We start from the raw sequence: 24,852 nt of genomic DNA, 5'->3' as shown, positions 1-24,852 counted from the left end.
AGAGGTAGTTATGTTCGATTCATCCTTCCGTCAACAAGCATCGGCCTGGCAACGGCAATTTCAGCTGCGCCAGCAAGGTAGCTTTTTACAGCGGTTACTGGCTTGGTTGGTACTGGGCGTGATGCTGCTGGTTGGAGCCTTTATCTTACTCTTTGCATTAGTACTTAGTTGGATCCTCATTCCTATTATGTTGTACCGGCATCGACAGCGTATTCGGCGCTTTCGCGAGCAGGCGCAAGCATACCAGCAGCAATCCACAGCGGCAGGTGGTACAGTAATTGAAGGTGAAATACTGCATAAAGAAGAAAGCGAGCGACGTTAAATCGTGACGACGCAGCTTAAGCTGGCTTATTGGCCAGCTTACTCTTGATAAAGTCACTATGGCGAATAAACAGTAGTTCCGCCACATTACGTAACATCGCTTCTTCATTCGGATCCAGGGTGCCATCGGCATAGGCGACTTGCCAAAGTTGATCCAATACCTCTAAACGTTCACTTTCACTGAGTATCTTGAGTTTTGAGGTATAGGCTTGCAGGCTGGTGGCATCCAAAGCCAAGTTTAACGCATCTTGAAACACTGGCTCTGCGTCAGTGTGAGTTAAACCATACTCTTTTATTAAATAATCTAAAACTAATTGATGCTCTTGCTCAGCGCTATCAAAATCCGCATCGGCCAGTTGCAGCATCAACACGACCGCCATAAATTGAGCTTCGCTGAGCTGATGGCGTTGCCAAGGCTGTGCAGCTGAGCCGGCGGCTTGCCAGTCACTACTAGCCTTTTCCAGCAGATTTTTCAGAAAATTAAACATCACTATTTCCTTTTACATTATGATTTCTATGCTGCTAGCTTATATGCAGGACGGCTAGGCAGCAGATACTTGATTTAACTCTGACCTTGCCCCACTAAAACAGTTCGCCTATACGCTGTCGGAGCCGACTTTTGCCGCTACTCATTTTAACTATACTAACTCTATTGATTATTGGTTTTGTGCTGGGGCAACCCTATTGGCGCCGATGGCAGCGCAAACGTATTCAAGCGCGGCCTTTTCCTGAATCTTGGCGGCGCATTCTGAAACAGCGTATGCCTTACTTTCGGGCCTTACCAGCCGATTTGCAGTTACAGCTAAAAAAACATATCCAAGTCTTTATTGCTGAAAAAGCCTTTATTGGCTGTGACGGCTTAACGGTTACCGATGAAATGCGAGTGACCATTGCTGCTCAGGCTTGCTTACTGTTGCTTAATCGCCAAGATTATTATTATCCAAAATTACAGCAAATTTTACTGTATCCTGCCGCTTTTATTGTTGCTGGACAGACGCCAGACGCTGCGGGGGTTATGCACGAACAGCGTCGCGTGTTATCGGGAGAATCTTGGGGACAAGGTAAGGTTATTTTAAGCTGGGCTGATACGGTGCAGGGCGCTGCGAATCCCGCCGATGGCCGTAATGTGGTTATTCACGAATTTGCGCACCAGTTGGATCAAGAAAAAGGGCTGGCGACCGGCGTCCCACTGTTAGAGCGAAGCAGTGATTACCAACGTTGGTCTGGCGTAATGGCCGCCGAGTTTAATACCTTACAGCAACAGGCGGCGTTGGGGGCGTCTAGTTTATTTGATTACTACGGCGCGACCAATCCGGCCGAGTTTTTTGCCGTGATCAGTGAAGTTTTCTTTGAACAACCGCAGCAACTGGCGCAATTACACCCTGCTTTATATCAGTTATTAAGTCATTTTTATCGCTTAAACCCGCTTAGTTGGCGATAAAAAGTGATCTAGCCGCCACTTTGCGGCATACTCAGCAGCTTAACAAGAACAATTCTTATTTGGCGAAGGATGCATTATGCGAAGTTGGATAATAGGTGCTTGCTTGACTGTCTTAGTCTCATTGACGGCAAAAGCACAAGAGATGGTACCTGTTAGCGTCGTTCTGCCGCAAGAGCGCGGCTTAGCTGAACAATTAACGCTAAGTGGCAGTCTGACAGCCTTGCATAATGCGAACTTATCGACTCGGACTGCCGGCTTAGTGGCAGAGTTGCTGGTAGATGCTGGAACGACCGTGGTCGCAGGCCAACCCTTGTTAAAGCTAGATGCCACTTTAGCGGAGCATGAACTGGCACAACAGCGCGCTGCCGTTTATGCCGCTGAAGTACTGCAAACGGAACGTCTGCGTTTAGTAACTGAAGCCGAGCGCCTTACCGCACAACAGTTGTTCCCGCAAACCGAGCTCGCTTTACGCCGCGCCGCGTTAGCGGAAGCGCAAGCTGGGTTGCAACAAGCGCAAGCAAGCTTGATGCAACAGCAAGAAATCGTAGCCAGACATACCTTAACTGCCCCTTTTAATGGCGTGATAGCTGAGCGAAATACCGACGTTGGGGAATGGCTGGCTTTGGGCTCACCTGTGATGCAGCTAGTCAGTTTAACGCCGCTGTTACTTGATATTCGTGTACCACAAGAGTATTACGCGGCGCTAAGTCATTTGCGGCAAATTGAGGTCACCGCTGATCTGCTGCCTAGCGCCAAACTTAGCGCGCGCCTGTTGGCTACCGTACCTGTTGGGGATAGCAATGCTCGCAGTTTTTTGGTCAGGTTAGAGGTGGGTGATGAACAGCATACTTTATTACCCGGCACCTCTGCCACCGCCACCTTATTTTTCGAACGAGATGATGTAAACGTCTTAGTGGTGCCGCCAGATGCATTGTTGCGACATCCTGACGGCAATTTTAGCGTGTTTGTGATACGCGACAATCTCGCTTATCGGCAGAATGTGACGGTGGGGCGCAGTAGCGAGCAAGGCATAGAAATCTTGGCAGGCTTAGCCAAGTCATTGCCGGTGGTCGTGCGCGGCAATGAAACCTTACGCGATGGTCAAACAGTTCGTATCGTGGATAGCATTCGCCCTGTAGGAGCGCCATAAATGCTGGAAGCGGGAATTCGTCGTGGCACCATTTTAACCGTTACCGTATTAATGCTCTGTGTGCTGGGTATCGTTGCTGCTTTACGGATCCCTGTGCAGATGATCCCTGATTTGGAGGTTCGTACTATCAGCGTGGTGACGGGGTGGCCAGGTGCTACGCCGCAGGATGTGGAAAAAGAAATCTTAATTGAGCAAGAGCGTTACTTGAGAACCTTGCCCAATTTAAAGCGCATGGTGTCACGTGCCAGCACTGGCTCGGCCAATATTGAATTAGAGTTTCCTTTCGGTGTAGATGTAAACGAAGCACTTATTCGTGTCAGCAATGCGCTAAGTCAAGTCTCGTCTTATCCTGAAAATGTGGATCAGCCAAGGCTATTTAGTAGTTCTTTTTCAAATAATGCCTTTATGTTTTTCCGGCTGATGCCATTAAGTGGTAACCCACTGCAATTAGATATGGATATGTTGCGGGACTATGCCGAAGACTTTGTGCGCCCGCAGATGGAGCGAGTAACCGGTGTCTCTGAAGTCGGAGTGGGTGGCGGTGCTGAGCGACAAATTCAAATATTAGTCGATCCTGCCAAGCTAGCACAGCGTGGTATTAGTTTAACGCAAGTTCGCAATGCCATTCGCGCACGGAATCGAGACAGCTCAGCTGGCGATATTGATAGCGGGAAACGACGTTATTTGCTGCGGATGGTTGGGCGCTTTGAGCACTTGGATGATCTGGAAAATTTAATTTTAACGCAGCAAGGCGATAATCAGGTAAGACTGAAAGATGTTGCAACCTTGGTTCTTGATCACTTTGAAGTCAGAGATTTAGCCTTTGCCGATGGTGAACAAACCTTAAGCCTTTCAATCAGGCGTGAGCCAGGCTCTAACGTCATCACTATTAAAGAAGAGATGCTAGAGGTGGTGGCACAAATTAACCGTGACATGTTAGCACCTAATGGCTTACAGCTGACTTTAATTAGTGACGATGTGCGCTATGTGCAGGATTCCATCGCGAATGTGTGGACGAATTTAGCGTTAGGCGCTGCCTTAGCCACCTTTGTTATGTACTTATTTTTACGCTCGGGCAATGCCACGCTAGTGGGCGTGATCGGGGTACCGATTTGTACCATTGCGGCTTTTATCGGTTTGCTAGCTTTTGGCCGTACCATTAATGTGATTTCGCTGGCTGGTATTGCCTTTGCCATTGGTATGACGTTGGACAATACCATTGTGGTGCTGGAGAGTATTCAACAAGCTCGGCAGCGTGGTTTAGATCGAATTGAAGCTGCGATAAAAGGCGTACGCGATGTTTGGCCGGCGGTATTGGCCTCAACCTTAACGACAGTTCTGGTGTTTGCGCCGATTCTGTTTATCGAACAAGAGGCGGGACAATTATACTCTGATATTGCGATTGCCATAGCGGCGGCCATTATCGCTTCAATGTTAGTGGCCGTGTTTGTAGTTCCTGCGGCTATTGCCCGTTTAGGCTTTAATAAAACCTTGGTGATGGCTGCAGATTCTGCCGTGCAGCCAAGGGGTAAGTTATTGGGTTGGGTTGGGAGTTTGCTACAAAATGCCAATCGCCGCCTAGCGGTGATCGTTGGCACTCTGGTTATCACCTTAGGTGCGGCGTGGTATCTGCTTCCTCCTGCCGAGTATTTACCCGAAGGCGAAGAGCCAAAGGCCTTTTCATCTATGATTGCACCACCGGGTTATAATTTATCAGAGATGGCGCTGATCGCCGAAGAAATTAGGCATTTCCTTACTGCACAAGTTAATGCCGATCCTGCTTTGTTCGACCAAGGACAAATCGCCATGCCGCCCTTAAAATATTATTCTCTCAGTGTCTCGGTGGGGCGTATTCGGGTGTTAAGTGAGCCGGTGCGAACTCAAGATATTGGCGCTATGATGGATGCCATGACCAGCTTGTTCCGGCAATATCCGGGGATGAGGGCTTTTTCTTCTCGTGGCTCTATTATCAGCAGTAACGATGGTGGTACTCGAGCTGTCGCTTTGGACATCTCTGGACCCGATTTAGCCAGTCTCTATGCTGCAGCCGATGCAGCTTATGTCGCTGCGGGTCAATTATTCGAGCGGCCGCAGTTAAGTTCTGAGCCCTCTTCTTTATCGCTGGATCAGCCTCTGGTAGAGATCCGGCCCAATTGGCAGCGTTTAGCCGAGTTGAATTTTTCTGCAGCAGACTTTGGGTTTGCGGTAGCGGCTCTCAGTGATGGTGCCTTTGTTGATGAGTTCTTTTTAGCGGATGACAAAGTTGATATTTTCCTATTTAGCCAAGCTGGCGCACAGCAAAGTTTAGCGCAGTTAGCGCAAACACCGGTATTAACCCCCAACGGTGCGGTGTTACCGCTGAGTAGCTTAGCCAGTTTGGTTGAGGTGGCAGACAGTGATACGTTAAGACGCGTAGATGGGCGTCGTACCGTGACCTTGTATATCATCCCGCCGCGCTCTGTGGCGCTGGAAACTGCTGTAGAAAAAGTCCGACAAGAACTAGTGCCGCAGTTACAGCGCGATGGTCTTGTTGCCAATAATGTTAATTTCGATATATCTGGGGCTTCCGATCAGTTAGACGCGACTAAAGCCGCTTTAGGTAGCAACTTCGCAGTGGCAATCGTCCTGATTTATCTGTTATTGGTAGCGATCTTTAGTCACTGGGGGTATCCACTGTTTATCTTAGCCACAGTCCCGTTAGGATTAGCCGGCGCCTTGGTTGGTTTAGTGACGGTAAATGGCCTAAGCAGTGTGCTAGGAAGCGTTGGGTTAGGTGGGTTTCATCAGCCATTTGATATGATCACCATGCTGGGTTTTTTGATTTTGCTGGGTACCGTAGTAAATAACCCTATCCTGATTGTCGATCAAACCCGGCATTATTTAAACAATGGCCAAATAAGTGTGGTGGATGCGGTATTACAAGCCGTCGCCACCAGACTTAAGCCCATCTTAATGTCAACCGCGACCACTGTTTTTGGTTTGGCGCCATTGGTGTTTTTACCTGGCGAAGGGACGGAGTTATATCGTGGTGTGGGTATTATTGTGCTTTGCGGCTTACTCTTTTCCACAATAATCAGTTTAACTTTTCTCCCGGCTTTATTGGTTACGGTACTGCATCGGAGAAAAATAGCATCTTAACCAGTTGCGCTAAAAGTAATAAAGCGACCAGAGGTACGATAAAGCGGCTTAGTTTCGCAGTGTGTGCCTCATCTCTGCTACCAAATTTCTCGGCCAGCATGACCATGACAAAAAGTGCCACAAACAGCACGACTAAAATCAGCAGTAAGTTGGACATGGTAAATTCCATTGCAAGGTTTAGCTAAGCTTACCTTGTTTGTTAAATGGTTTCAAAAGCTGGCGAGACAACTGTGTCTTAATATTGCGGCATGTTATGCTAGCGCCAGTTAAAACCATCATTTAAGTCATAAGGGTAATTTATGTTATTAGCGGTAACCGCACTCATTGCGGGCTTAGCACTTCTGGTGTGGAGTGCCGATCGTTTTGTGGATGGGGCAGCTGCCACGGCAAAATATGCCGGGATGCCGCCCTTGTTAATTGGTATGCTGATTGTCGGTTTTGGTACTTCCGCACCAGAAATGGTGGTATCCGCGATGGCCGCCAGTGAGGGTAATCCGGCGTTAGCACTGGGTAATGCTTATGGCTCCAATATTACTAATATCGCGTTAATTTTAGGTCTGGTCGCGTTACTAAGTCCGATTGCGGTGGATTCGCAAGTACTGCGCAAAGAGCTGCCGATTTTGATGTTAGTCACCTTGTTTGCGGGCTGGTTGTTATTTGATCATCAGCTTACCCGTTTTGATGCGTGGTGTTTATTGGGCGTTTTTTTCCTCTTAATGGCATGGTCAGTCTGGCAAGGCATGCGTAATCCGCAAGATGCTTTAGCGTCAGAGATGAACGATGAGCTTGCAAGCAGTTCTCAGATGACGTTACGCCAAGCCATCATGTGGTTACTAGTTGGGCTAGTGCTATTAGTGGTTGCTTCTCGGATGTTGGTTTACGGTGCGGTTTTTATTGCGCAGAGTTTGGGAGTAAGCGATCTGGTAATTGGTTTAACTGTGGTGGCTATTGGTACTTCTTTACCTGAACTTGCCTCATCATTAGTGGCAATCAAAAAAGGTGAGCATGATATTGCCTTGGGTAATGTGATTGGTTCTAACCTATTTAATACTTTGGCCGTTGTCGGTATAGCGGCGGCCATCCAACCTATGGCAGTGGATCCGGTGTTATTAACGCGTGACTGGACTTTAGTCGCGTTATTGACGGCTGCATTGTTCGTGATGGGATATGGCTATAAAAGACAAGGTCGAATTAATCGACTAGAAGGGCTGCTCTTGCTGACCGTGTTTGTCGGTTACACCGGTTACTTAGTCAGTACCGTTATCGCTTAAACCTAATCTGGAATAAATGGCTGATCCACGCAAAGAACTCGACAGTGGTTACTACCTGCAGCACTTTAACGAGTTGCTGCAGTTTGTAGCCTTACACTATCAAGGGGTATTAACGGAAGAAAGTCAGGCTTATTTAGCCGACTTTACCGCGCTGGATCGGCCTTGTCAGCAATTACTGGTGCGCATGCTTAATCGCAAAGGTACGGTGTTTGCTGATGTGGAACTCGCTTATACTGAAATTGGCGCAGTCCAGCCGTTATTGCAGCTCTTAGAACAAGCTGGTTTTATTGCGCCGTTAAGGACTGCCGATTTAGCCGATTTTTGGCTGCGCGTAACCAAAGATACCCTCTGGCAATTACTACAACTGGCGCAAGCTGAGTTGCCAGCAGCCATCGCCGTGAAAAAAAGCCAAACAAAACCCTTATTATTAGGTGCAGCGCTACGCTTGCCTGTCGACTGGCTGGCGTTGATTGCTAAGTTACCGCAGCACTATGTATCTTTGCAGCGGTTAGATGCCCTGCATTACCTTTATTTTCTGTATTTTGGCCGGGTTGAGCCTAATCTTTCGCTCTTTACGTTACGCGATTTAGGTATTCGCCAAACCGGTCAATTTAAACAGCAATTTACCCCGCGTTTTACCGAGCCGGCTCAGGCATTACTCGCTTACCAGTTAGCCAAAGCGAAACCGGCTATTATCGAGCTTGGCAAAGCGCTAAAAAAACAACCCGATAACGCCGAATCTTTGCTAAGCCAATGGCTTACGGAGGTGGCAAAGTGGCCACTACCTGCGGACAATGCCTTATTGCTAAAACGCAGCGAACGCAGTTATCAGCTGGGTAAACTGGCTGAGCAGTATCAGCTTACTGATTTTGCTATTGCCTTTTATCAGCAAAGTAATGCCTTTCCAGCCAGTGAGCGTTTGGTCCGCTTGTATGCTCAACAGGGGCGAGCCTCGGGCGATCAAACGCAGTGCCGACAGTATTTACAGCAATTATTAGCGGATCCGAGCTGCGACGAAGAATGGCTATTTGCCGACGATTTTTACCGGCGTAAGTTTGCTGATGACAGCAGTGACGCTAAATCAGGCGTTAAATCAGCAGCGCGGCGCCGCTCACAGTTAACCCAGCTACTGCACGAGGCGCCGCAGGTTGGGGTAGACGAGTTGTATTTGGGCAAAGCCGAGCAGGGCTTAATGGCGCATTACACCGCGCAGGGCTATAGGGTATTTCACGCTGAGAATAACCTCTGGCTGGCGCTATTTGCGCTGTGGTTCTGGCATGAATTATTCGAGCATCACGACAGCACCCTGCATAACCCCTTCGAACGCCAGCCGCGTAACTTAGCCAGCGGTGATTTTTATCAACAGTTCAAAAATGAGATAGAGCAAAAGCTTACGCAGTTGGCTACACCAAGCGCAATCTCTACTTTGCTAAGTGCGTTAACCGCGCATTATGGTAAAGCGAATAACTTGTTTTTTTGGCATGTCGATTTGGCGGAGCAACTACTGCCGCTGGTGCAATATGCGCCACGAGTAAATAGTGAGAGCGGGCTTGTTCCCATCTTACGCGCTATGGCGCAGGATTTTAACCGCCATAGCAGTGGTTATCCGGATCTGATGTTAATCAAAGATCAGCAACTGCAATTTATCGAAGTAAAAGCACCAGGCGATAAAATACAGCGCCACCAGCTGGCACGGCTATTGGCATTACAGAATGCGGGCTTTAACGCGCGGATTGAAAAGCTGCAGTGGATAGTGGATCCCAACCGGCTTTATGTGGTGCTGGATGTGGAAACCACGGGTGGTAAAGCCGGTACCGATCGGATTACCGAAATAGGTGCAGTCAAAGTGCAAGGCGGTGAGGTGCTAGATACCTTTAACACTCTGATAAACCCTGAGCGGCCTATCCCGTCTTTTATCAGCCGCTTAACCGGTATTAGTAACACCATGGTAGTCGATGCGCCCAAGTTTGCCGACATCGCCACACAGCTAGCTGAGTTTTTACAAGGCGCGGTATTTGTTGCCCATAACGCTAAATTCGATTACGGTTTTATCCGCGCCGAGTTTAGCCGTTGTGATATCCCTTTTGATATGCCGCAGCTCTGTACGGTTGTGAATATGCGCCGCTATTATCCAGGGTTGGCATCTTATAGCTTGGGTAAGTTGTGTGAAGCGCTTGAGATTAAACTGACCAATCACCACCGTGCACTGGCCGATGCCACGGCAACAGTAGAATTATTAAAATTAATTAATGCCAAACGCTGCGCCATTGTTACGATATAAAACAGTTAAGTAGGCGCGCGTGAAAAGCGACTTTTCCATGCGCATCATGGCACATTGAAGCAAGCATAAAGGTTGCTGTTGGCGTGAGACTAAATGCCGTTTCGGCTGCAATGATTAAGAGTTCAGCATGATGTTAAACAAAATTTACGACAAGCTACCGACCTTGGTGCGCTATTGGCTAAGTATTTTAGTGCATGCCTTTCGGCATTGGTTGGGTAGCCAAGCTTTTATCTATGCCGCTGCGCTGGCCTTTTTCACGGTATTTTCGATAGCGCCAATTTTAGTTGTGGTGGTCGCTTTGGTCGGGTTAGTGATGGGCGAGCGAGCAGTGCAAGGTGAGCTATTTGCGCAGCTTGAGGGAACCTTGGGAGCAGAAGCTGCTGGAGTCGTGCAGACAGCTGTGGTCAATTCGCAAATAGATCAGAGCGGCATCATGCCAGCGCTGGTTGGTATTATTGCCACTATTCTCGGCGCCACCACGGTATTTGCGCAAATGCAGCAATCGCTAAACCAAATTTGGGATGTGGCACCCCGTCCTTCACGTAATAATCTTTGGGCGTTACTGAAAAGCCGTTTATTGTCACTTACGATTATTTTGGCGATTGGTTTTATTTTGATGGTCTCTTTACTGTTATCGGTGGCCTTGCGCAGTGTTATGACCTTTGCTGAAGAGTGGCTACCCGTTCCAGCTTGGACCATGGTCGGTATGGAAGTAGTGATTTCATTGCTGGTTATCACCTTTTTGTTTGCCGCTATGTTTAAGATCTTGCCAGATGTTTTATTAACGTGGCGTGATGTGTTACTGGGTGCTTTTATTACTGCGCTGCTCTTTACGGTGGGTCGTTCTTTTATTTCAATGTACCTAGCCTATACTGCCACCGCTTCAGCTTACGGCGCTGCCGGCTCGCTGGCACTGTTGCTACTCTGGGTGAATTATTCATCAATGATTCTGCTATTTGGTGCCGCCTTTACGCGAGCCCATTTAGAGGGGCGAGGTAAACCGATTCGCCCAAAGAATACTGCGGTCTGTGTCCATCGGCAGTTAATTGAAGAAAGTGCACCGGATTAAGCCTAGGGTGAAACGAAACAGTTTACTTAGCTAACCTTGCGAAAATAATCCCTTTTACTACACTTTTATTTTTTAAATAAAAGGATGCTAAATAGTGATTAAAAAGTTAATTTATATCTTGTTGATTTGCTGCAGTCAGTTAGCCGCTGCGAGCAAACCTGAGCTGGTATTGGCCAACGTTTATAGTGCTGATATTGAAGTAGAGCAGTATTGGGTTAGCGAAAAGTTAGATGGAGTGCGGGCTTACTGGGATGGCAAGCAGTTAATAACCCGAGGGGGGAATGTGATTGCCGCACCCGCTTGGTTTGTCGCGGACTTTCCAACACAAGCTTTAGACGGTGAGCTTTGGTTAGCTCGCAATAAATTTGCTGAAACGTTAAGTATTGTCAGTAAGCACCAACCCATTGACAGTGAATGGCAAAATATTCGCTATTATGTGTTTGAACTGCCAGATGCGGTAGGTACTTTTACAGCGCGTGTCCGCGCTATGCAAACTTTAGTAGCACAGCAAAACAGCCCCTATCTAAAAAAAGTTCCGCAATTTCGACTCGCTAACCAAGAAGCGCTTTTCACTAAGCTACAGGCGCTTGAGCAACAAGGTGCTGAAGGGCTTATGCTACATCATCAAGACTCTTTGTATCATACGGGACGCAGTCAGGCGCTATTAAAGCTAAAAAGCTATCAAGATAGTGAAGCTACAGTAATTGGTTATCGACCGGGAAAAGGTAAATACCAGGGAATGGTTGGCGCTTTAATCGTCAGAACAGCCGATGGTAGAGAATTTGCCATCGGCAGTGGCTTAACTGATTTATTACGGCAAAATCCGCCAGCCCAGGGGACTGTAGTGACCTATAGATATAATGGTTACACTAATAATGGTATCCCCCGTTTTGCGCGCTTTTTACGGGTACGGGAACACTTTTAAGTGAGTGTTTGCGCTCCAGTGCTCCGGTTTAGCCATAAGGCCTTAATGCGATCAAAGGGCGTAAGTACGATGGCATTGCCCAGCAGCACCAGCGCGAAGCCGCTAAAGGTATAGCTGGTCCAGTGAAAATCCTCAAACAAGGTGCTCAATACAACGGCGACCAGTGGGAATAACACTATGGTATAGCTGGCTTTTTCTGGGCCAATTTGTTTCAGTAGAGCAAAGTAACTGGCAAAGGCGATCACTGAGCCAAACACGGCTAAATACAGCAGGGAGATGATATAAGTCGGTTCGGTACTAAAGTTAAAGCTATGGCCCTTGAACAACGCCGCGGCCAGCAATACCAGACTGCCATACAACATGCCCCAGGCATTAACCTGCATTATCGGCATATTTTCTTGCGAGTTACGTACACTGACCATATTGCCGAAGGATGCCGACAAAGCACCGGATAAGATCAGTAATAAGCCGAGTAAGCTGGTATTGGTAAAATCGATGCCATCCAAATCCGGCCAAAATAGCACCACTATGCCAGCAATGCCTAGTAAAGCGCCAAAATAGATACGTTTGGCTACCGGTTTACCAAAGAAGAGGCGTGTATTAATAATATTCATCAGCAACATGGTGGTAAAGGCAATCGCTGTCATGGCCGAGGTTAGGTACTGCTGTGCTTGATAAATAAACAGAAAGTTTATGGCAAAATTCAGGCTGGCTAACAGCAGAATAAAGCCATGCTGGCGCAGCGTAAAATGCATATCCAGTTTGCGCCACCAGCAAAAGAGCCACATTAACGCTGCCGCTATGGCAAAGCGGTACAGCAAGGATACTTCTATAGCGACTTCGCCCAGCTGAAACTCAATGGCAAACCAAGTAGAACCCCAAATTAACACGGTAACCAAATACAACAGGATATTTTTCATAGCAGATTAGGTCGTTCTTAGCGTGGGCAGTAAATAGGGTAGCGATAATAAAGCCTTGTTGGCGGATTAGACAGTAGCTAAGAAAAAAATAGCTGCATGGCAACTATTTGTTACCCCTGTAGTATAGCTTTTACACTTTGCGACCAGTTTCCAACCGCCTGCTGTGGCGGGGCTCTGCGCGTTGCGTTAGCTATGATAAACTCCATAAAAATGACCTAAGTTGTAATCAGGAGTTATTGTGACCGCTATTTCCAGTTTATATCCGCAGCCGTTGTGGCAATGGTTTGCGCAAATTTGTGCTATTCCACATCCGTCTAAACATGAGCAAGCCTTAAGTCAGCATATTCAAGCTTGGGCGCGCGATAAAGGCTTAACGGTACTGGAAGATAAAGTGGGTAATTTGATTATCAAAAAACCGGCTACAGCGGGCATGGAAAATCGTAAAACCGTGGTTATTCAAGCGCACTTAGATATGGTGCCGCAGAAAAACGCGGACAAACAACATGATTTTACTAAAGATCCTATTGAGGCCTATGTCGACGGTGATTGGGTAACCGCTAAGGGCACCACCTTAGGCGCGGACAACGGCATTGGTATGGCGTCTGCATTGGCTATCTTGGGTAGCAATGAGATAAAACACGGCCCACTGGAAGTGTTATTAACGGTTGACGAAGAAGCTGGCATGACCGGTGCTTTTGCCTTAGAAGCTGGCATGCTAGAAGCCGAGATCCTGATTAATACCGACTCAGAGCAAGAAGGCGAGATCTATATGGGCTGCGCCGGCGGTGTTGATGCGGAATTTACCGTCCCTGTGCAATGGCAGCCGCTGCCTGCTGGGCATCAGGCTTACCGTTTAACTATCAGTGGTTTAAAAGGTGGCCATTCAGGTGTAAATATTCATTTAGGCCGCGGTAATGCCAACAAGCTGTTAGCGCGTTTCTTGGTGGAACAGGCCAGCGAACTGGATTTTAAAGTCAGTGAAATTGCCGGTGGTTCGCTACGCAATGCCATTCCGCGTGAAGCCGAAGTGGTGATTACCCTGGCTGCCGATAAAAGAGCGTTGCTGGAAGAGAAAGCGGCAGCATATCAAGCGTTATTGCAGCAAGAACTCTCAGCGACTGAGCCCGCGTTAAAGCTGGCTGTCACCGAAACCATTTTACCAGCACAGGTGATGAGCACTGAGTCGCAGCAGTGTTTGCTTAATCTGATTAACGTATGTCCGAATGGTGTAATGCGGATGAGTGATGATATTGCTGGTGTGGTTGAAACCTCGCTGAATTTGGGAGTGATCACCACTCAGGGCGACAGCGTGCAGGTACTTTGCTTAATTCGCTCGTTAATTGATTCTGGCCGTGAGCAGATAGAGTCGATGCTCGCCTCGTTAGCGGCGTTGGCGCAAGTGAACGTGAAGTTTAGCGGTGCTTATCCTGGTTGGAAACCCGATCCGAGCTCACCGGTTATGGCGATTGTTAAAGATACCTATCAGGATATCTATAACAAAGAGCCAGTGATTATGGTGATCCATGCCGGTTTAGAATGTGGTTTGTTTAAAAAGCCTTATCCTGAGATGGATATGGTATCGATAGGCCCAACCATCCGTTATCCGCATGGTCCGGATGAGATGGTGAATATTGAAACTGTGGGCCAATATTGGCAGCTGTTATTGGCCGTGTTAGAACGCATTCCTGAAAAAGCCTGATTAAGGCATTGTTAGGCGACTAAAGTCAGCAGGCTTTAGCTTGTTAGCAAAACGCCGGTTAATGCCGGCGTTTGTATTTAAGCCCAAGGTTCACATTGCCGTGTGTGGTTGTTACTTAGCGCGGTGAATTATTCACACACACTTAGCCAAATCAATTTATCTACCGCAATCCCAATACGTTCGGCTTCCGCTAAATAAGGCGCACACTCTGCTTGGGTAAGTTGTGGCTTGCGGGCTAGCAGCCAAGCATATTTTAGGTTAGGGCCAATCACCAAGGCGATTTGGTAATCGTCATCTAATTTGGCAATATTATAGCCACCATAAAAAGGCCCGAAAAAGGACACCTTTAAGCGGCCAGTATTGCTATCGCCAACAAAATACGCCTTGCCCTCGGCGGTTTTCCAGCGTTCTTTTGCTGCTTCATAGCCTTTATTCAGCACCGCTACACCGCCATCTTCTCGTATACTGTATTCTGCTGTTACCTGCGTTAAGCCACGTTCAAAGGAGTGATCTAGCCGAGCGATTTCATGCCAAGTGCCAAGATAACGCGGCAGTTCAAAGGGCGTTACGGGGGTTACTTTGTCGGGTATGTTGGTACAGCCATGCAGCAGCAACGCAGCGCATAACAGCAGGCAAGTAGTAAAAAAACGCATAAAAATTCCTTACTTCAGCAATCGATTTGGCCAGTGTATACGTTAAAACAAACAATTAGTTTGATAGGACGTCTATTATGGAAAAAAATGTGTTAGGTGCAGCCTTAACCGCCTGTTGCTTCTCGCCTAAGACCGGTTATTTTCGGGATGGTTACTGTCGCACGTCCAGCGTGGATACCGGCAGTCATGTGTTATGCGCAGCGATTACCGAGGATTTTTTACACTACACCCTAAAGCGCGGTAATGATTTGATTACCCCTAGACCAGAATGGGATTTTCCTGGGTTAAAAGCCGGCGATTTTTGGTGTTTATGCGCAGTTCGTTGGTTAGAGGCCGAGCAAGCTGGCGTAGCGCCTTTACTCAAATTATCTGCCTGCCATGAACGCGCACTCAGTTTTGCCCCTTTATCGTTACTTCAAGCTTACGCTATTGCCGAGGAATAAGGCTTTATGACAGATTTTACCGACGAACAACGCTCACGCATTATTGAAATGGCTTGGGAAGATCGTACTCCGTTTGAAGCTATTGAGCGGCTGTTTGGTTTAAATGAAAGTGCCGTCATTAAACTAATGCGCGCTGAGCTGAAAGCCAGTAGCTTTCGATTATGGCGGGCTAGAGTCAGTGGGCGTAAAACCAAGCATTTAAAATTGCGTAATCCTGACATTGATCGGGCCTATTGCCCAACCCAATATAAGCGTTAAAGGCAGGGTAACTCAAGCCGCTATAGCTTTCTCAACGCAGTGGAACATGCTTAAATAGGCTGACTAATCAGAGGACGCCCCATGTTGCCACTGCAAGATCCAACACTGCTTAAAACCGCTTCTTACCTTAATGGCGCTTGGGCTAGCTCAGCAGCAGACACCTTTGCGGTACATAACCCCGCTGATCAAACGGTGCTTTGTGATGTTTCTGCTGCCACCGTTGTTCAGGCAGCACAGGCCGTAGAGGCTGCGGCAGCAGCACAACCCTTATGGGCGAAATTAACCGCTGCCGAACGCGCTGAGAGACTATTACGCTGGCAGCAGCTATTTAGCCAGCATGAGGCAGATTTAGCCTTAATTCTGACTTTGGAGCAAGGCAAACCGCTAGCGGAAGCCCGTGCAGAGATCCGTTATGGTGCTTCTTATCTGCAATGGTTTGCTGCAGAAGCAGAGCGTCTGTATGGCAGCATTATTCCCGCCCCTGCAGCGGATAAACGAATCTTAGTGCAGCGCCAGCCAGTAGGCGTGGTGACAGCGATTACACCATGGAACTTCCCTAATGCTATGTTAATGCGCAAAGCTGCCGCCGCTTTAGCTGCGGGCTGCAGCTTTGTGGTAAAGGCCGCAGCGCAAACGCCGCTATCGGCTTTAGCCTGCGCTGAGTTAGCGCAGCGGGCCGGCATTCCCGCTGGGGTCTTTAATGTATTGGTCGGAACCGATGCACAAGGTATTGGCGAGGTATTAACCCAGCATCCGAAGGTGAACAAATTTAGTTTTACCGGCTCTACTGCGGTGGGCAAGCAGCTGCTAAAACAATGTGCCGACGGAGTTAAGCGCGTTTCCATGGAGCTGGTGTTACCAACAATGCAAAACTGATCCACTTCAACAATTGAAATCTGATCCACTTGTTTTCACTATAGTGCCTTTCGGGGGCACTTTGATCACAAAAGAAGAACTTATGAAAATTCAGATTTTGCATCAGCAAGGCCTTTCGCAGCGGGCAATCGCTAAACAATTAGGTATTTCACGCAATACCGTTAAGCGTTACCTGCGAGCCAAAATGGATACTCCTGTTTACTCTGCTCGTGAAAAAGGCCGCTCATTACTCGACCCTTTCAAGTCCTTTTTACACTCACGTATCGCACAAGCGAAACCAGTACACCTGTCGGGTGAAGTCCTGTTTCGTGAGCTCAAAGAACTCGGTTATAGCGGCAGTTTATCGTTGTTACGCCAGTACTTATTCCAATACCGTGGCAAGCCTACCCCTGAGCCTGTAGTGCGGTTTGAAACGGAAGTGGGTAAGCAAATGCAGGTCGATTGGGGGCAGATGCGTGGTGGCAAAGCCCCCATCCATGCCTTTATCGCGGTATTAGGGTATAGCCGGGCAATGATGGTGGTCTTCACCGATAATATGCGTTACGACACGCTGGAACAGTGCCACCGCCTCACGTTTGATTACTTCCAGGGTATCCCACGTGAGGTATGGTACGACAATATGAAAACGGTCGTGGTTGAGCGCGATGCTTATGGCGAAGGTGCGCATAAGCTTAATCAGGCCTTTTACCAGTTTGCTAAGAGCATGGGTTTTATCCCCAAACTGTGTCATACCTACCGGCCACAAACGAAAGGCAAAGTAGAACGTATGGTGCGTTATGTACGTGATAACTTCTTTCGCCCTCTGAATACCAAGTTAATGACGTTGGGCCAGATATTGGATATCAATACCGCTAATGAACAGGTTGCCTTATGGCTGGATACGGTGGCACATCAACGCATTCATGACACCACCAAACAGAAGCCTGCAGAGCGGTTAGTAGAAGAACGTAAGGTGCTGCAAACATTGCCCCCTCGGCTGTTAGCAGTTGCGCCATCCTTGCCTGATAACAGTCCACTCCCTTCGTTAAGCAGGCTAAGCCAGCAACCACTGCACCATGATTTAAGTGTGTATGACCAATTGATGGAGGTCATATGAACTTACAATTATCACGACTTAGCGAATTAGCTACTGCGTTACAGTTACCGGGTATTGATGCGAATGCCTGTGATTTAGCCCAGCAAGCAGCAAAAGAAGAATGGGATTATCTCACCTTCCTTGAGCAGGCGCTTCAATGTGAAAAGCGTTCACGCCATCAGCGAAAGCAGCACATGTTTACCCGTATGGCGGGGTTCCCAGCAGTAAAAACCTTGGAGGAGTTTGATTACGCCTTCGCGACTGGCGTGCCTAAAAGGCAAGTTGCAGAATTAGCGTCGTTGTCATTTATTGAGCGACAGGAAAATGTGGTGATGCTAGGCCATCAGGTGTGGGTAAAACGCATATTGCCGTTGCACTGGGTTATAAAGCGGTGCAGGCTGGGATAAAAACCCGCTTTATCAGCGCATCAGACTTAATTCTGCAACTGGCCACAGCACAACGCCAAGATAACTATAAGCAAGTGATGCAGCGTTCAGTTGTCGCACCAAGGCTTCTAATCATTGATGAAATAGGCTATCTCCCCTTTAGTGCGCATGAAGCAAAGTTATTGTTTGATGTGATTGCAAAACGGTATGAAAAAGGCTCGGTTATCTTAACCAGCAACCTGCCATTCGGTCAGTGGGGACAGGTCTTTGCAAACGATACCGCGCTAACTTCTGCAATGCTAGATCGGGTTTTACACCACTCGCATATCTTACAAATTAAAGGAGAAAGTTATCGTATTAAAGAAAAGAAACAAGCTGGATTAATGGATAAAACTAAAGAGTAGTGGATCACTTTTAAATTGTTGGGGTGGATCACTATTGGATTGTTGTTGACAGCTGGGCGGTAATGCGCCCTTTATCGTCTTTGCTGATGCCGATTTAGATGCGGCAGTAACGGGCTTACTCGCCGCCAAATTTCGCAATAGCGGCCAAACCTGTGTTTGTGCTAATCGTGTTTTGGTCGAGCAAAGCGTGCTGGCGCCATTTTTAGCCAAACTGTTACCTGCCGTGGCAGCTTTAAAAGTGGGAGTTGGCACTGCGTTAGGCACACAACTTGGGCCTTTGATTTCAGAAAAGGCGCTCACCAAGGTCGAGCAGCTGGTTGCGGACGCGCTGGCGAAGGGCGCTAAGCTCGAATTCGGTGGGCAACGCCTGGCTGAGCATGCCTTGTTTTATTTGCCAACGGTACTCACGGCGGTGACGCCCGCAATGGCTTTGGTACAACAAGAGATCTTTGGTCCCGTGTTACCCATTATGACGTTTAGTACTGAAGATGAAGCGATTTCGTTAGCCAATGCCACGGACTATGGCTTAGCCGGTTACTTTTATACCCGAGATCTGGCCAGGTGTTTTCGGGTCGCGCAGGCGTTGCAATTTGGCATGCTGGGGATTAATGAGGGCATTATTTCGAATGCGGCCGCGCCTTTTGGCGGCATTAAGCAATCAGGCTATGGCCGCGAGGGCTCACAGTACGGATTAGAAGATTATACTGATCTGAAATATTTATGTATTGCAGGACTTTAAACGGTATTTAGCTTAAGAAAACGCCGGCGTTTGCCGGCGTTTTAGCTTTGGGCTTATTTGCTGTGATGCTTTAACTCGCGAGCCTACTCCGCGTCTTTGCGATAGCGCTTAAACCAAGCTAACGCATGCTCAATCTTCGCAATCATCCAAGACGGTCTGTTAGTTACGCCATGGTAGGCATCAGGTACTCGCACCATCGCAGTATCAATTTGCCGTAGTTTCAATGCCTGATAATACTGCTCGGTTTCGGCCATCGGTGTACGGCGATCCTTTTCACCAGTAAACAGCAAGACCGGGGTGCTAACATTGCCCACTAAAGAGAGCGGTGAGCGTTGCCAGTAGTGCGCTTGGTGCTCCCACGGATTACCGGGAAACTGATTTTGAATTTGCCCGACATAACTATCGGCAGCCAGCACTTTTGACGTCCAGTTAACCACCGGATTGGTGGCCGCTGCAGCGTTGAATCGATCGGTTAAGCCTACGGCATATAAGCTGCCGATACCACCGGCTGAGCCACCGGCAATAAATAAATTGTTCGGATCAATAAAGCCTTTGGCCAGCATCGCATCTACGCCCGACATATGATCCTGAAAATCATATTCCGAGGCATAGTTATAGTGCAGCAACATGGCAAAACGCTCGCCATAGCTGGTGCTACCGCGATAGTTGTTATACAGCACCACATAGCCTTCAGCGGCATAGCGCTGCAATTCTGCCGCAAACTGCGGGCCATAGGCTAAATGCGGGCCACCATGGATCTCCAAAATCAGTGGGTATTTCTTAGCGGGGTCAAAATTGGGCGGGGTAATATACCAGGCATGAATTTCTTCGTTACCGGCTTTAGAGGTATAACGCAGTTCGTGCACTTCCCCTAGGGTACGTTGGGCTAGCAAGCCACTGTTAAGTTCTGTCAGGGTGCGGCTACGTTTATTCGCAAACACCGCAACCTCGGCGGGGCGTTGGCTGCTGCCTTGGGTATAAGCCAAGGTGCCATTTTGCGCCACACTATACATACCGCTAAGATAAGGGCGACCAAGCGAGGTACCGCCTAAATCGGCAACCAGATCTTGCCGGCGATCGCGCGTGCTAATTTGCGCAACTTTGGTAAGTCCCTGATCAGCATATTGAAATACCAAAGTGCTGTTGTTCACCCAGCTAGGGCTCTCGACGCTACGATCTAAATCAGCGGCTAAAGGGGTGATCTTGCTGGAACTCAGTTCCAACAACTTGAGCTTGCTATTGCTATAGGAGACAGCAGCCGAGCTTTGATAGGTAAAAGCCAGTGTTTTGCCATCGGGTGACAAGGTCGGGGCACTTTCTTCACCATCCAGACTGGTCAGTTGCGTTAATTGCTGACCATTAATCGTCACTTTATACAGATCGGCCTGACGGCTGTGGTATTCCCAATCAGCATTGCGGTTAGCCGAAAATATCAACGCCGTATTATCATTTGTCCAAACTAAAGGTCCGCGGTGCGAGTAAGGGCCGTCGGTCAATTGCTGTTCAACCCCGCCTGCTGCGGGCACGACAAATACTTGATTATAAGCTGAGCGCAATACACCTCTGCCATCGGCCTGATAGTACGTTCGTTCAACAATAATTGGGCTGGCAGACCAGTTAGCACCCGCCGGTTTTTTCGGTTGGTAAACGCTTTTGGCAAAGTCTGTAATCGGCGCAGCGACTTCGGCGGTAAAGGCGATGTGCTGACCATCTGGCGACCAACTGATTTGGGCTGGGCGTAATTGGGTTTGACTAATGGCAGCAGTTTTTTGTTCTTTTAACCAATGCACATGGATTTGCGAGCTACCATCGCGGTCAGAGATAAAAGCAATACGATTATTATCGCTGGCCCAGCGCGGCTGACTGTAGCTAAATTTATCGGCAAATAATGGGTAATGCTGACCACTGGCCACCTCCAACAGCCATAAGCTGCTCTGCGTGCGGTCGGTCATAATATCGTTTTGATTGCGAACATAAACGATATAGTTGCCATCCGGGGAGATTTGCACATCATTGGCAAACGCCAGTTTAAAAATATCTTCGGCTTGTAACGGTGTGCTGGCTGGCGCAGCAAGCAGTAAGGGGCTAACGCTAAGCATGGCAGCTAGCGCACTTTTCGCAAGAAACTTCATAAGGCCTCATCGATTTAATGAATATAGCCATAACATAACCTGTTGTGACAACAACACAAGTGATGATCCGCCAAAGCGAATGATTTTTAGGATATTTGCAGCTAGCAGCAGCTGGCGATACTGCCGCTTATTTTAACGCAGCCAGCAGCAAGGCTGCACTTAGCGAGGAATACCAGCTTATATAGGCTATCACCTAGAGTAAAAACGCCCCCTGAACAGGAGGCGCTGAAGAAAGGAAGTGCGTTACCAGTAACTCAAGCGCACTTAGCCATCACTGCGGATAGTTGCAATAAGTGCTTGTAACACCTCATCCGCTTGCTCCTTAGCAATTTGGCAGGTGCCGGCATTTAAGTGACCACCGCCGCCATATTTTAAACACAGCTCGCCTACATTGGTCTTCGAACTGCGATTGGTAATCGATTTGCCGATCGCAAACACCACATTTTGCTGCTTTAAGCCCCACATTTTATGGATAGAAATATTGCAATCTGGGAACATCGCGTAGATGACGAAACGATTAGTGGCATAAATGGTTTCTTCAGCCGTCAGATCTAACACCACTAAATTGCCCATTACGGTGCTGCAGCGGGCAATTTGCGCTTTAGCCAGCTCGTTATGCTCATGATAAAGCGCCACACGCTCTGCCACATCTTCCATGGCTAAAATCTGCGTGATGGAATGATCTTTACAAGCATCAATTAATTTCATCATTAACTGATAGTTCGAAATTTTAAAATCACGGAAACGGCCAAGGCCAGTACGCGCATCCATAATAAAATTCAGGAGCACCCAATCTGTTGGGTTTAAAATTTCATCTTTAGAAAACTGCGCCGAGTCGCCTTTATCAACCGCATCCATCATATCGCTAGAGATAGTGGGGAATTTTGCCTGACCACCATAATAGTCATAAACCACGCGAGCGGCTGAAGGCGCATTAGCATCAATGATATGGTTTTTAATGTCGGCGTTATTACGAACAGTTTCACTTAGGTGATGATCAAATGCCAGATGACAACCGGCAACATAAGGCAGGTTGGTGGTGATATCGTTATCGGTAATAGCAATTTTGCCATCCTGCATATCTTTAGGATGAACAAATAAAATATCGTCAATTAAATCGAGGTCTTTTAATAATACGGCGCACACTAGCCCATCAAAGTCGCTACGTGTGACAAGTCTAAACTTTTGCTTGCTCATAACGGTTCCACTGTTTGTTTATTATTCTGTATCGAGTGTAACAGCTAAATAAAATTTTTAAATGACGTTTTTGGGATATTACGTTAAACATAACTTAGTAGGGTAAGGTTGTTAACTGCAATATGCAGAACTGCATACACAATAGCTTATTCCTGTTGCCACATGGCAGTTATTTAAGAGGTTGCAGTAAAAAGCAGCGTTTGATAACAATAAAGTTAAGTTAGCATACAAGGGCACGACAGAAGGCGCGACAGCATTGCCAATATCTCTGTAACTATATGAATTTAAAGGTTTTTTATAGGTAGGTGGTGGCCCCAGCTGGACTCGAACCAGCGACCGATCGATTATGAGTCGAGCGCTCTAACCAACTGAGCTATGGGGCCATTTTGAACTAACTTTTTAAGTGCAGTGTTTGCGCGTCTCTGATTATCGGCTTTAAGCTCGGCAGAGATAAGTAACGGCCAGCAGTATATGAATTTTTTTGTGCTTTGTCATCTGGCAACTGACATTCGCTGCTATCAACTGCTTATATTTTATGCTGAATTAACAAAAAGGCGCCAAGTTGGCGCCTTTAGTGTCGTAGAGAAGCGACTTACTCGTCTAAGAAGCTTTTTAATACTTCTGAGCGTGAAGGATGGCGTAGCTTACGAAGTGCTTTCGCTTCGATTTGCCGGATCCGCTCGCGCGTTACATCAAATTGCTTACCTACTTCTTCTAGCGTATGGTCGGTATTCATATCGATACCAAAACGCATCCGTAGCACTTTTGCTTCACGAGCGGTTAGGCCAGCTAACACTTCGTTGGTAGCAAATTTCAAGCTTTCCATCGTCGCCGAATCAAGTGGCGATTCGCCGCCCGAGTCTTCGATAAAATCGCCTAAATGCGAATCTTCGTCATCACCAATAGGGGTTTCCATCGAGATGGGCTCTTTGGCAATTTTCAGCACCTTACGGATTTTATCTTCAGGCATTTGCATGCGTTCTGATAATTCTTCTGGCGAGGGTTCGCGCCCCATTTCTTGCAGCATTTGCCGTGAAATACGATTTAACTTGTTGATGGTTTCAATCATATGCACTGGAATACGGATGGTCCGCGCTTGATCTGCAATAGAGCGGGTAATCGCCTGACGGATCCACCAAGTTGCATAGGTCGAAAACTTATAACCACGACGGTATTCAAATTTATCTACCGCTTTCATCAAGCCGATATTACCTTCCTGAATTAAATCCAAGAACTGTAAGCCACGGTTGGTGTACTTTTTGGCGATAGAGATAACCAAACGTAAGTTAGCTTCAACCATTTCTTTTTTGGCGCGACGGGCTTTGGCTTCACCAATCGACATCCGGCGGTTGATATCTTTAATTTTAAAGATACTCAGGCCAGTTTCTTCTTCTACTTTTTTCAGTTTTTCGATACTGCGAACCAGCTCTTCCTGCATTTCTTGCAATTTTGCAGAATACGGCTTGTTGGCGGCAATTTCAGCAGATAACCATGCAGTCGACGTTTCAAAACCAGTAAAGGCTTTCACAAAGTTTTTCTTCGGCATTTTGGCGTATTCGACGCAATGCTTCATGACGAGGCGTTCTTGCACACGAACCCGGTCCATCATCTCGCGCATGTTCTTGACCAAGCGATCGAATTGCTTGGGAACCAGGCGGAAACAGCGGAAAACTTCGCTTAACTTTTCAATTTCTTCCTTGGTAGTGGCATGCTCACGACCATTTTGTACGATAGAGTTACGCGTTGTTTCATATTGGTTGCGCAGCTCGGTAAACTTAATACGGGCTAATTCTGGATCTGGGCCGGTATCGCCATCATCACTGTCCGCATCGCTGTCTTCGTCACTGTCATCATCAGTATCAGGGGTATCTGCTTGATGTTCTTCAGGTAAGTCAGAGCCTATATTGCTGCCCATGATCGGCGCTTCATCAATCTCGTTTGGATCGATAAAAGCAGAAACGATGTCACTCAAGCGCATTTCTTCTGCTTCGTACTTATCCCATTGTTCCAACAGATAAGTAATGGCTTCTGGGTACTCTGCGACCGAGGTTTGCACCTGATTGATGCCGTCTTCAATACGCTTGGCAATGTCAATTTCGCCTTCACGGGTCAGTAATTCAACTGTACCCATTTCACGCATATACATCCGAACGGGATCGGTAGTGCGGCCTAATTCTTTGTCCACACTGACTAAAGCCTGAGCGGCTTCTTCTGCGGCATCCTCATCGGCTGCAGCATCAGACATAATCAGATCATCGGCATCAGGTGCGGTTTCGAACACCTGTATACCCATATCGTTGATCATTCGAATAATATCTTCGATCTGATCTGAGTCGATAATATCTTGTGGAAGGTGATCGTTCACTTCAGCAAAGGTCAAATACCCTTGCTCTTTACCCTTAAGGATCAGGAGTTTTAACTGCGACTGAGGACTTTGCTCCATAGAGACTTATCTTCCACCAAAGTTGTTAATC

General features: G+C 47.5%; 20 protein-coding genes, 1 tRNA gene and 2 pseudogenes. 15 read left to right on the top strand and 8 right to left on the bottom strand.

Features of this window, described 5'->3' with window-relative positions; all coding sequences use genetic code 11:
• The first annotated feature begins 10 nt into the window (after positions 1-10).
• Positions 11-322, top strand: coding sequence for a hypothetical protein (locus ACO1PK_RS04980; RefSeq protein WP_423187567.1), 312 nt, complete (start codon positions 11-13; stop codon positions 320-322).
• A 16-nt stretch (positions 323-338) separates the two neighbouring features.
• Here ACO1PK_RS04980 and ACO1PK_RS04975 read toward each other — a convergent pair whose 3' ends face one another.
• On the bottom strand, positions 339-809 hold the full coding sequence (locus ACO1PK_RS04975) for a TerB family tellurite resistance protein (RefSeq protein ID WP_423187566.1): 471 nt from the start codon (positions 807-809) through the stop codon (positions 339-341).
• A gap of 131 nt (positions 810-940) precedes the next feature.
• Between ACO1PK_RS04975 and ACO1PK_RS04970 the strand changes: the two genes are divergently transcribed.
• The 3 genes from ACO1PK_RS04970 to ACO1PK_RS04960 all read left to right on the top strand — a co-directional run bounded on the left by ACO1PK_RS04970 (position 941) and on the right by ACO1PK_RS04960 (position 6,050).
• Positions 941-1,762, top strand: coding sequence for a zinc-dependent peptidase (locus ACO1PK_RS04970; protein WP_423187565.1), 822 nt, complete (start codon positions 941-943; stop codon positions 1,760-1,762).
• Positions 1,763-1,838: 76 nt separating this feature from the next.
• Positions 1,839-2,912 (top strand): efflux RND transporter periplasmic adaptor subunit, encoded by a 1,074-nt coding sequence (locus ACO1PK_RS04965; RefSeq protein WP_423187564.1) that lies wholly within the window; start codon positions 1,839-1,841, stop codon positions 2,910-2,912.
• Entirely contained in the window at positions 2,913-6,050 is a 3,138-nt protein-coding gene (locus tag ACO1PK_RS04960; protein WP_423187563.1) for an efflux RND transporter permease subunit, read from the top strand.
• Here the strand turns inward: ACO1PK_RS04960 and ACO1PK_RS04955 are convergent.
• Positions 6,016-6,207 carry a hypothetical protein gene (locus ACO1PK_RS04955; RefSeq protein WP_423187562.1) on the bottom strand — a complete coding sequence of 64 codons (192 nt, stop codon included), beginning with the start codon at positions 6,205-6,207 and terminating at the stop codon, positions 6,016-6,018. The genes ACO1PK_RS04960 and ACO1PK_RS04955 overlap by 35 nt on opposite strands.
• A 142-nt stretch (positions 6,208-6,349) precedes the next feature.
• Here ACO1PK_RS04955 and ACO1PK_RS04950 point away from each other — a divergent pair, with 142 nt between their 5' ends.
• From ACO1PK_RS04950 to ACO1PK_RS04935, 4 genes are all read left to right on the top strand, one after another.
• Positions 6,350-7,321 (top strand): calcium/sodium antiporter, encoded by a 972-nt coding sequence (locus ACO1PK_RS04950; RefSeq protein ID WP_423187561.1) that lies wholly within the window; start codon positions 6,350-6,352, stop codon positions 7,319-7,321.
• Positions 7,322-7,337: 16 nt separating this feature from the next.
• Positions 7,338-9,602: an exonuclease domain-containing protein gene (locus ACO1PK_RS04945; RefSeq protein WP_423187560.1), complete on the top strand. Its 2,265-nt coding sequence runs from the start codon at positions 7,338-7,340 to the stop codon at positions 9,600-9,602.
• Positions 9,603-9,729: 127 nt separating this feature from the next.
• Positions 9,730-10,671, top strand: coding sequence for a YihY/virulence factor BrkB family protein (locus ACO1PK_RS04940; RefSeq protein ID WP_423187559.1), 942 nt, complete (start codon positions 9,730-9,732; stop codon positions 10,669-10,671).
• Positions 10,672-10,765: 94 nt separating this feature from the next.
• A complete protein-coding gene (locus ACO1PK_RS04935; RefSeq protein ID WP_423187558.1) occupies positions 10,766-11,596 on the top strand; it encodes a DNA ligase in 831 nt (276 codons plus the stop codon).
• On the opposite strand, the gene ACO1PK_RS04930 is transcribed toward ACO1PK_RS04935, so the two are convergent.
• A complete protein-coding gene (locus tag ACO1PK_RS04930; protein WP_423187557.1) occupies positions 11,593-12,516 on the bottom strand; it encodes a DMT family transporter in 924 nt (307 codons plus the stop codon). The genes ACO1PK_RS04935 and ACO1PK_RS04930 overlap by 4 nt on opposite strands.
• A 238-nt stretch (positions 12,517-12,754) precedes the next feature.
• On the opposite strand from ACO1PK_RS04930, the gene ACO1PK_RS04925 reads away from it, so the two are divergent.
• On the top strand, positions 12,755-14,215 hold the full coding sequence (locus tag ACO1PK_RS04925) for an aminoacyl-histidine dipeptidase (protein WP_423187556.1): 1,461 nt from the start codon (positions 12,755-12,757) through the stop codon (positions 14,213-14,215).
• Between the two features lie 128 nt (positions 14,216-14,343).
• On the opposite strand, the gene ACO1PK_RS04920 is transcribed toward ACO1PK_RS04925, so the two are convergent.
• Positions 14,344-14,868: a lipocalin family protein gene (locus ACO1PK_RS04920; RefSeq protein ID WP_423187555.1), complete on the bottom strand. Its 525-nt coding sequence runs from the start codon at positions 14,866-14,868 to the stop codon at positions 14,344-14,346.
• Positions 14,869-14,945: 77 nt separating this feature from the next.
• On the opposite strand from ACO1PK_RS04920, the gene ACO1PK_RS04915 reads away from it, so the two are divergent.
• The 6 genes and pseudogenes from ACO1PK_RS04915 to ACO1PK_RS04890 all read left to right on the top strand — a co-directional run bounded on the left by ACO1PK_RS04915 (position 14,946) and on the right by ACO1PK_RS04890 (position 19,049).
• The gene (locus ACO1PK_RS04915; RefSeq protein ID WP_423187554.1) at positions 14,946-15,311 is read left to right on the top strand and encodes a DUF2237 family protein; all 366 of its coding nucleotides are present in this window, start codon (positions 14,946-14,948) and stop codon (positions 15,309-15,311) included.
• Positions 15,312-15,317: 6 nt separating this feature from the next.
• Complete coding sequence (locus ACO1PK_RS04910) at positions 15,318-15,569, top strand: TIGR03643 family protein (RefSeq protein ID WP_423187553.1); 252 nt, start codon at positions 15,318-15,320, stop codon at positions 15,567-15,569.
• An 81-nt stretch (positions 15,570-15,650) separates the two neighbouring features.
• Positions 15,651-16,421, top strand: a pseudogene (locus ACO1PK_RS04905) (aldehyde dehydrogenase family protein); the annotation flags it as partial.
• A gap of 85 nt (positions 16,422-16,506) precedes the next feature.
• Positions 16,507-17,541, top strand: coding sequence for an IS21 family transposase (gene istA, locus ACO1PK_RS04900; protein WP_423187552.1), 1,035 nt, complete (start codon positions 16,507-16,509; stop codon positions 17,539-17,541).
• Positions 17,538-18,310: pseudogene (gene istB / locus ACO1PK_RS04895) on the top strand (IS21-like element helper ATPase IstB). The gene istA and the pseudogene istB overlap by 4 nt, the downstream one beginning before the upstream one ends.
• A 52-nt stretch (positions 18,311-18,362) precedes the next feature.
• Positions 18,363-19,049: an aldehyde dehydrogenase family protein gene (locus ACO1PK_RS04890; protein ID WP_423188167.1), complete on the top strand. Its 687-nt coding sequence runs from the start codon at positions 18,363-18,365 to the stop codon at positions 19,047-19,049.
• Between the two features lie 83 nt (positions 19,050-19,132).
• Here the strand turns inward: ACO1PK_RS04890 and ACO1PK_RS04885 are convergent, their stop codons facing one another.
• From ACO1PK_RS04885 to rpoD, 4 genes are all read right to left on the bottom strand, one after another.
• Positions 19,133-21,181, bottom strand: coding sequence for a S9 family peptidase (locus tag ACO1PK_RS04885; RefSeq protein ID WP_423187551.1), 2,049 nt, complete (start codon positions 21,179-21,181; stop codon positions 19,133-19,135).
• 264 nt (positions 21,182-21,445) lie between these two features.
• On the bottom strand, positions 21,446-22,378 hold the full coding sequence (locus ACO1PK_RS04880; RefSeq protein WP_423187550.1) for an exopolyphosphatase: 933 nt from the start codon (positions 22,376-22,378) through the stop codon (positions 21,446-21,448).
• A gap of 306 nt (positions 22,379-22,684) precedes the next feature.
• Positions 22,685-22,761, bottom strand: a tRNA-Ile gene (locus ACO1PK_RS04875).
• A gap of 209 nt (positions 22,762-22,970) precedes the next feature.
• Complete coding sequence (rpoD, locus tag ACO1PK_RS04870) at positions 22,971-24,821, bottom strand: RNA polymerase sigma factor RpoD (RefSeq protein WP_423187549.1); 1,851 nt, start codon at positions 24,819-24,821, stop codon at positions 22,971-22,973.
• Positions 24,822-24,852: the final 31 nt, after the last annotated feature.

This window comes from Alishewanella sp. d11 (assembly GCF_049390205.1).
In the GTDB taxonomy this organism is placed as follows: Bacteria; Pseudomonadota; Gammaproteobacteria; order Enterobacterales; family Alteromonadaceae; genus Alishewanella.
This window is presented reverse-complemented; position numbering and strand designations above follow the sequence as displayed.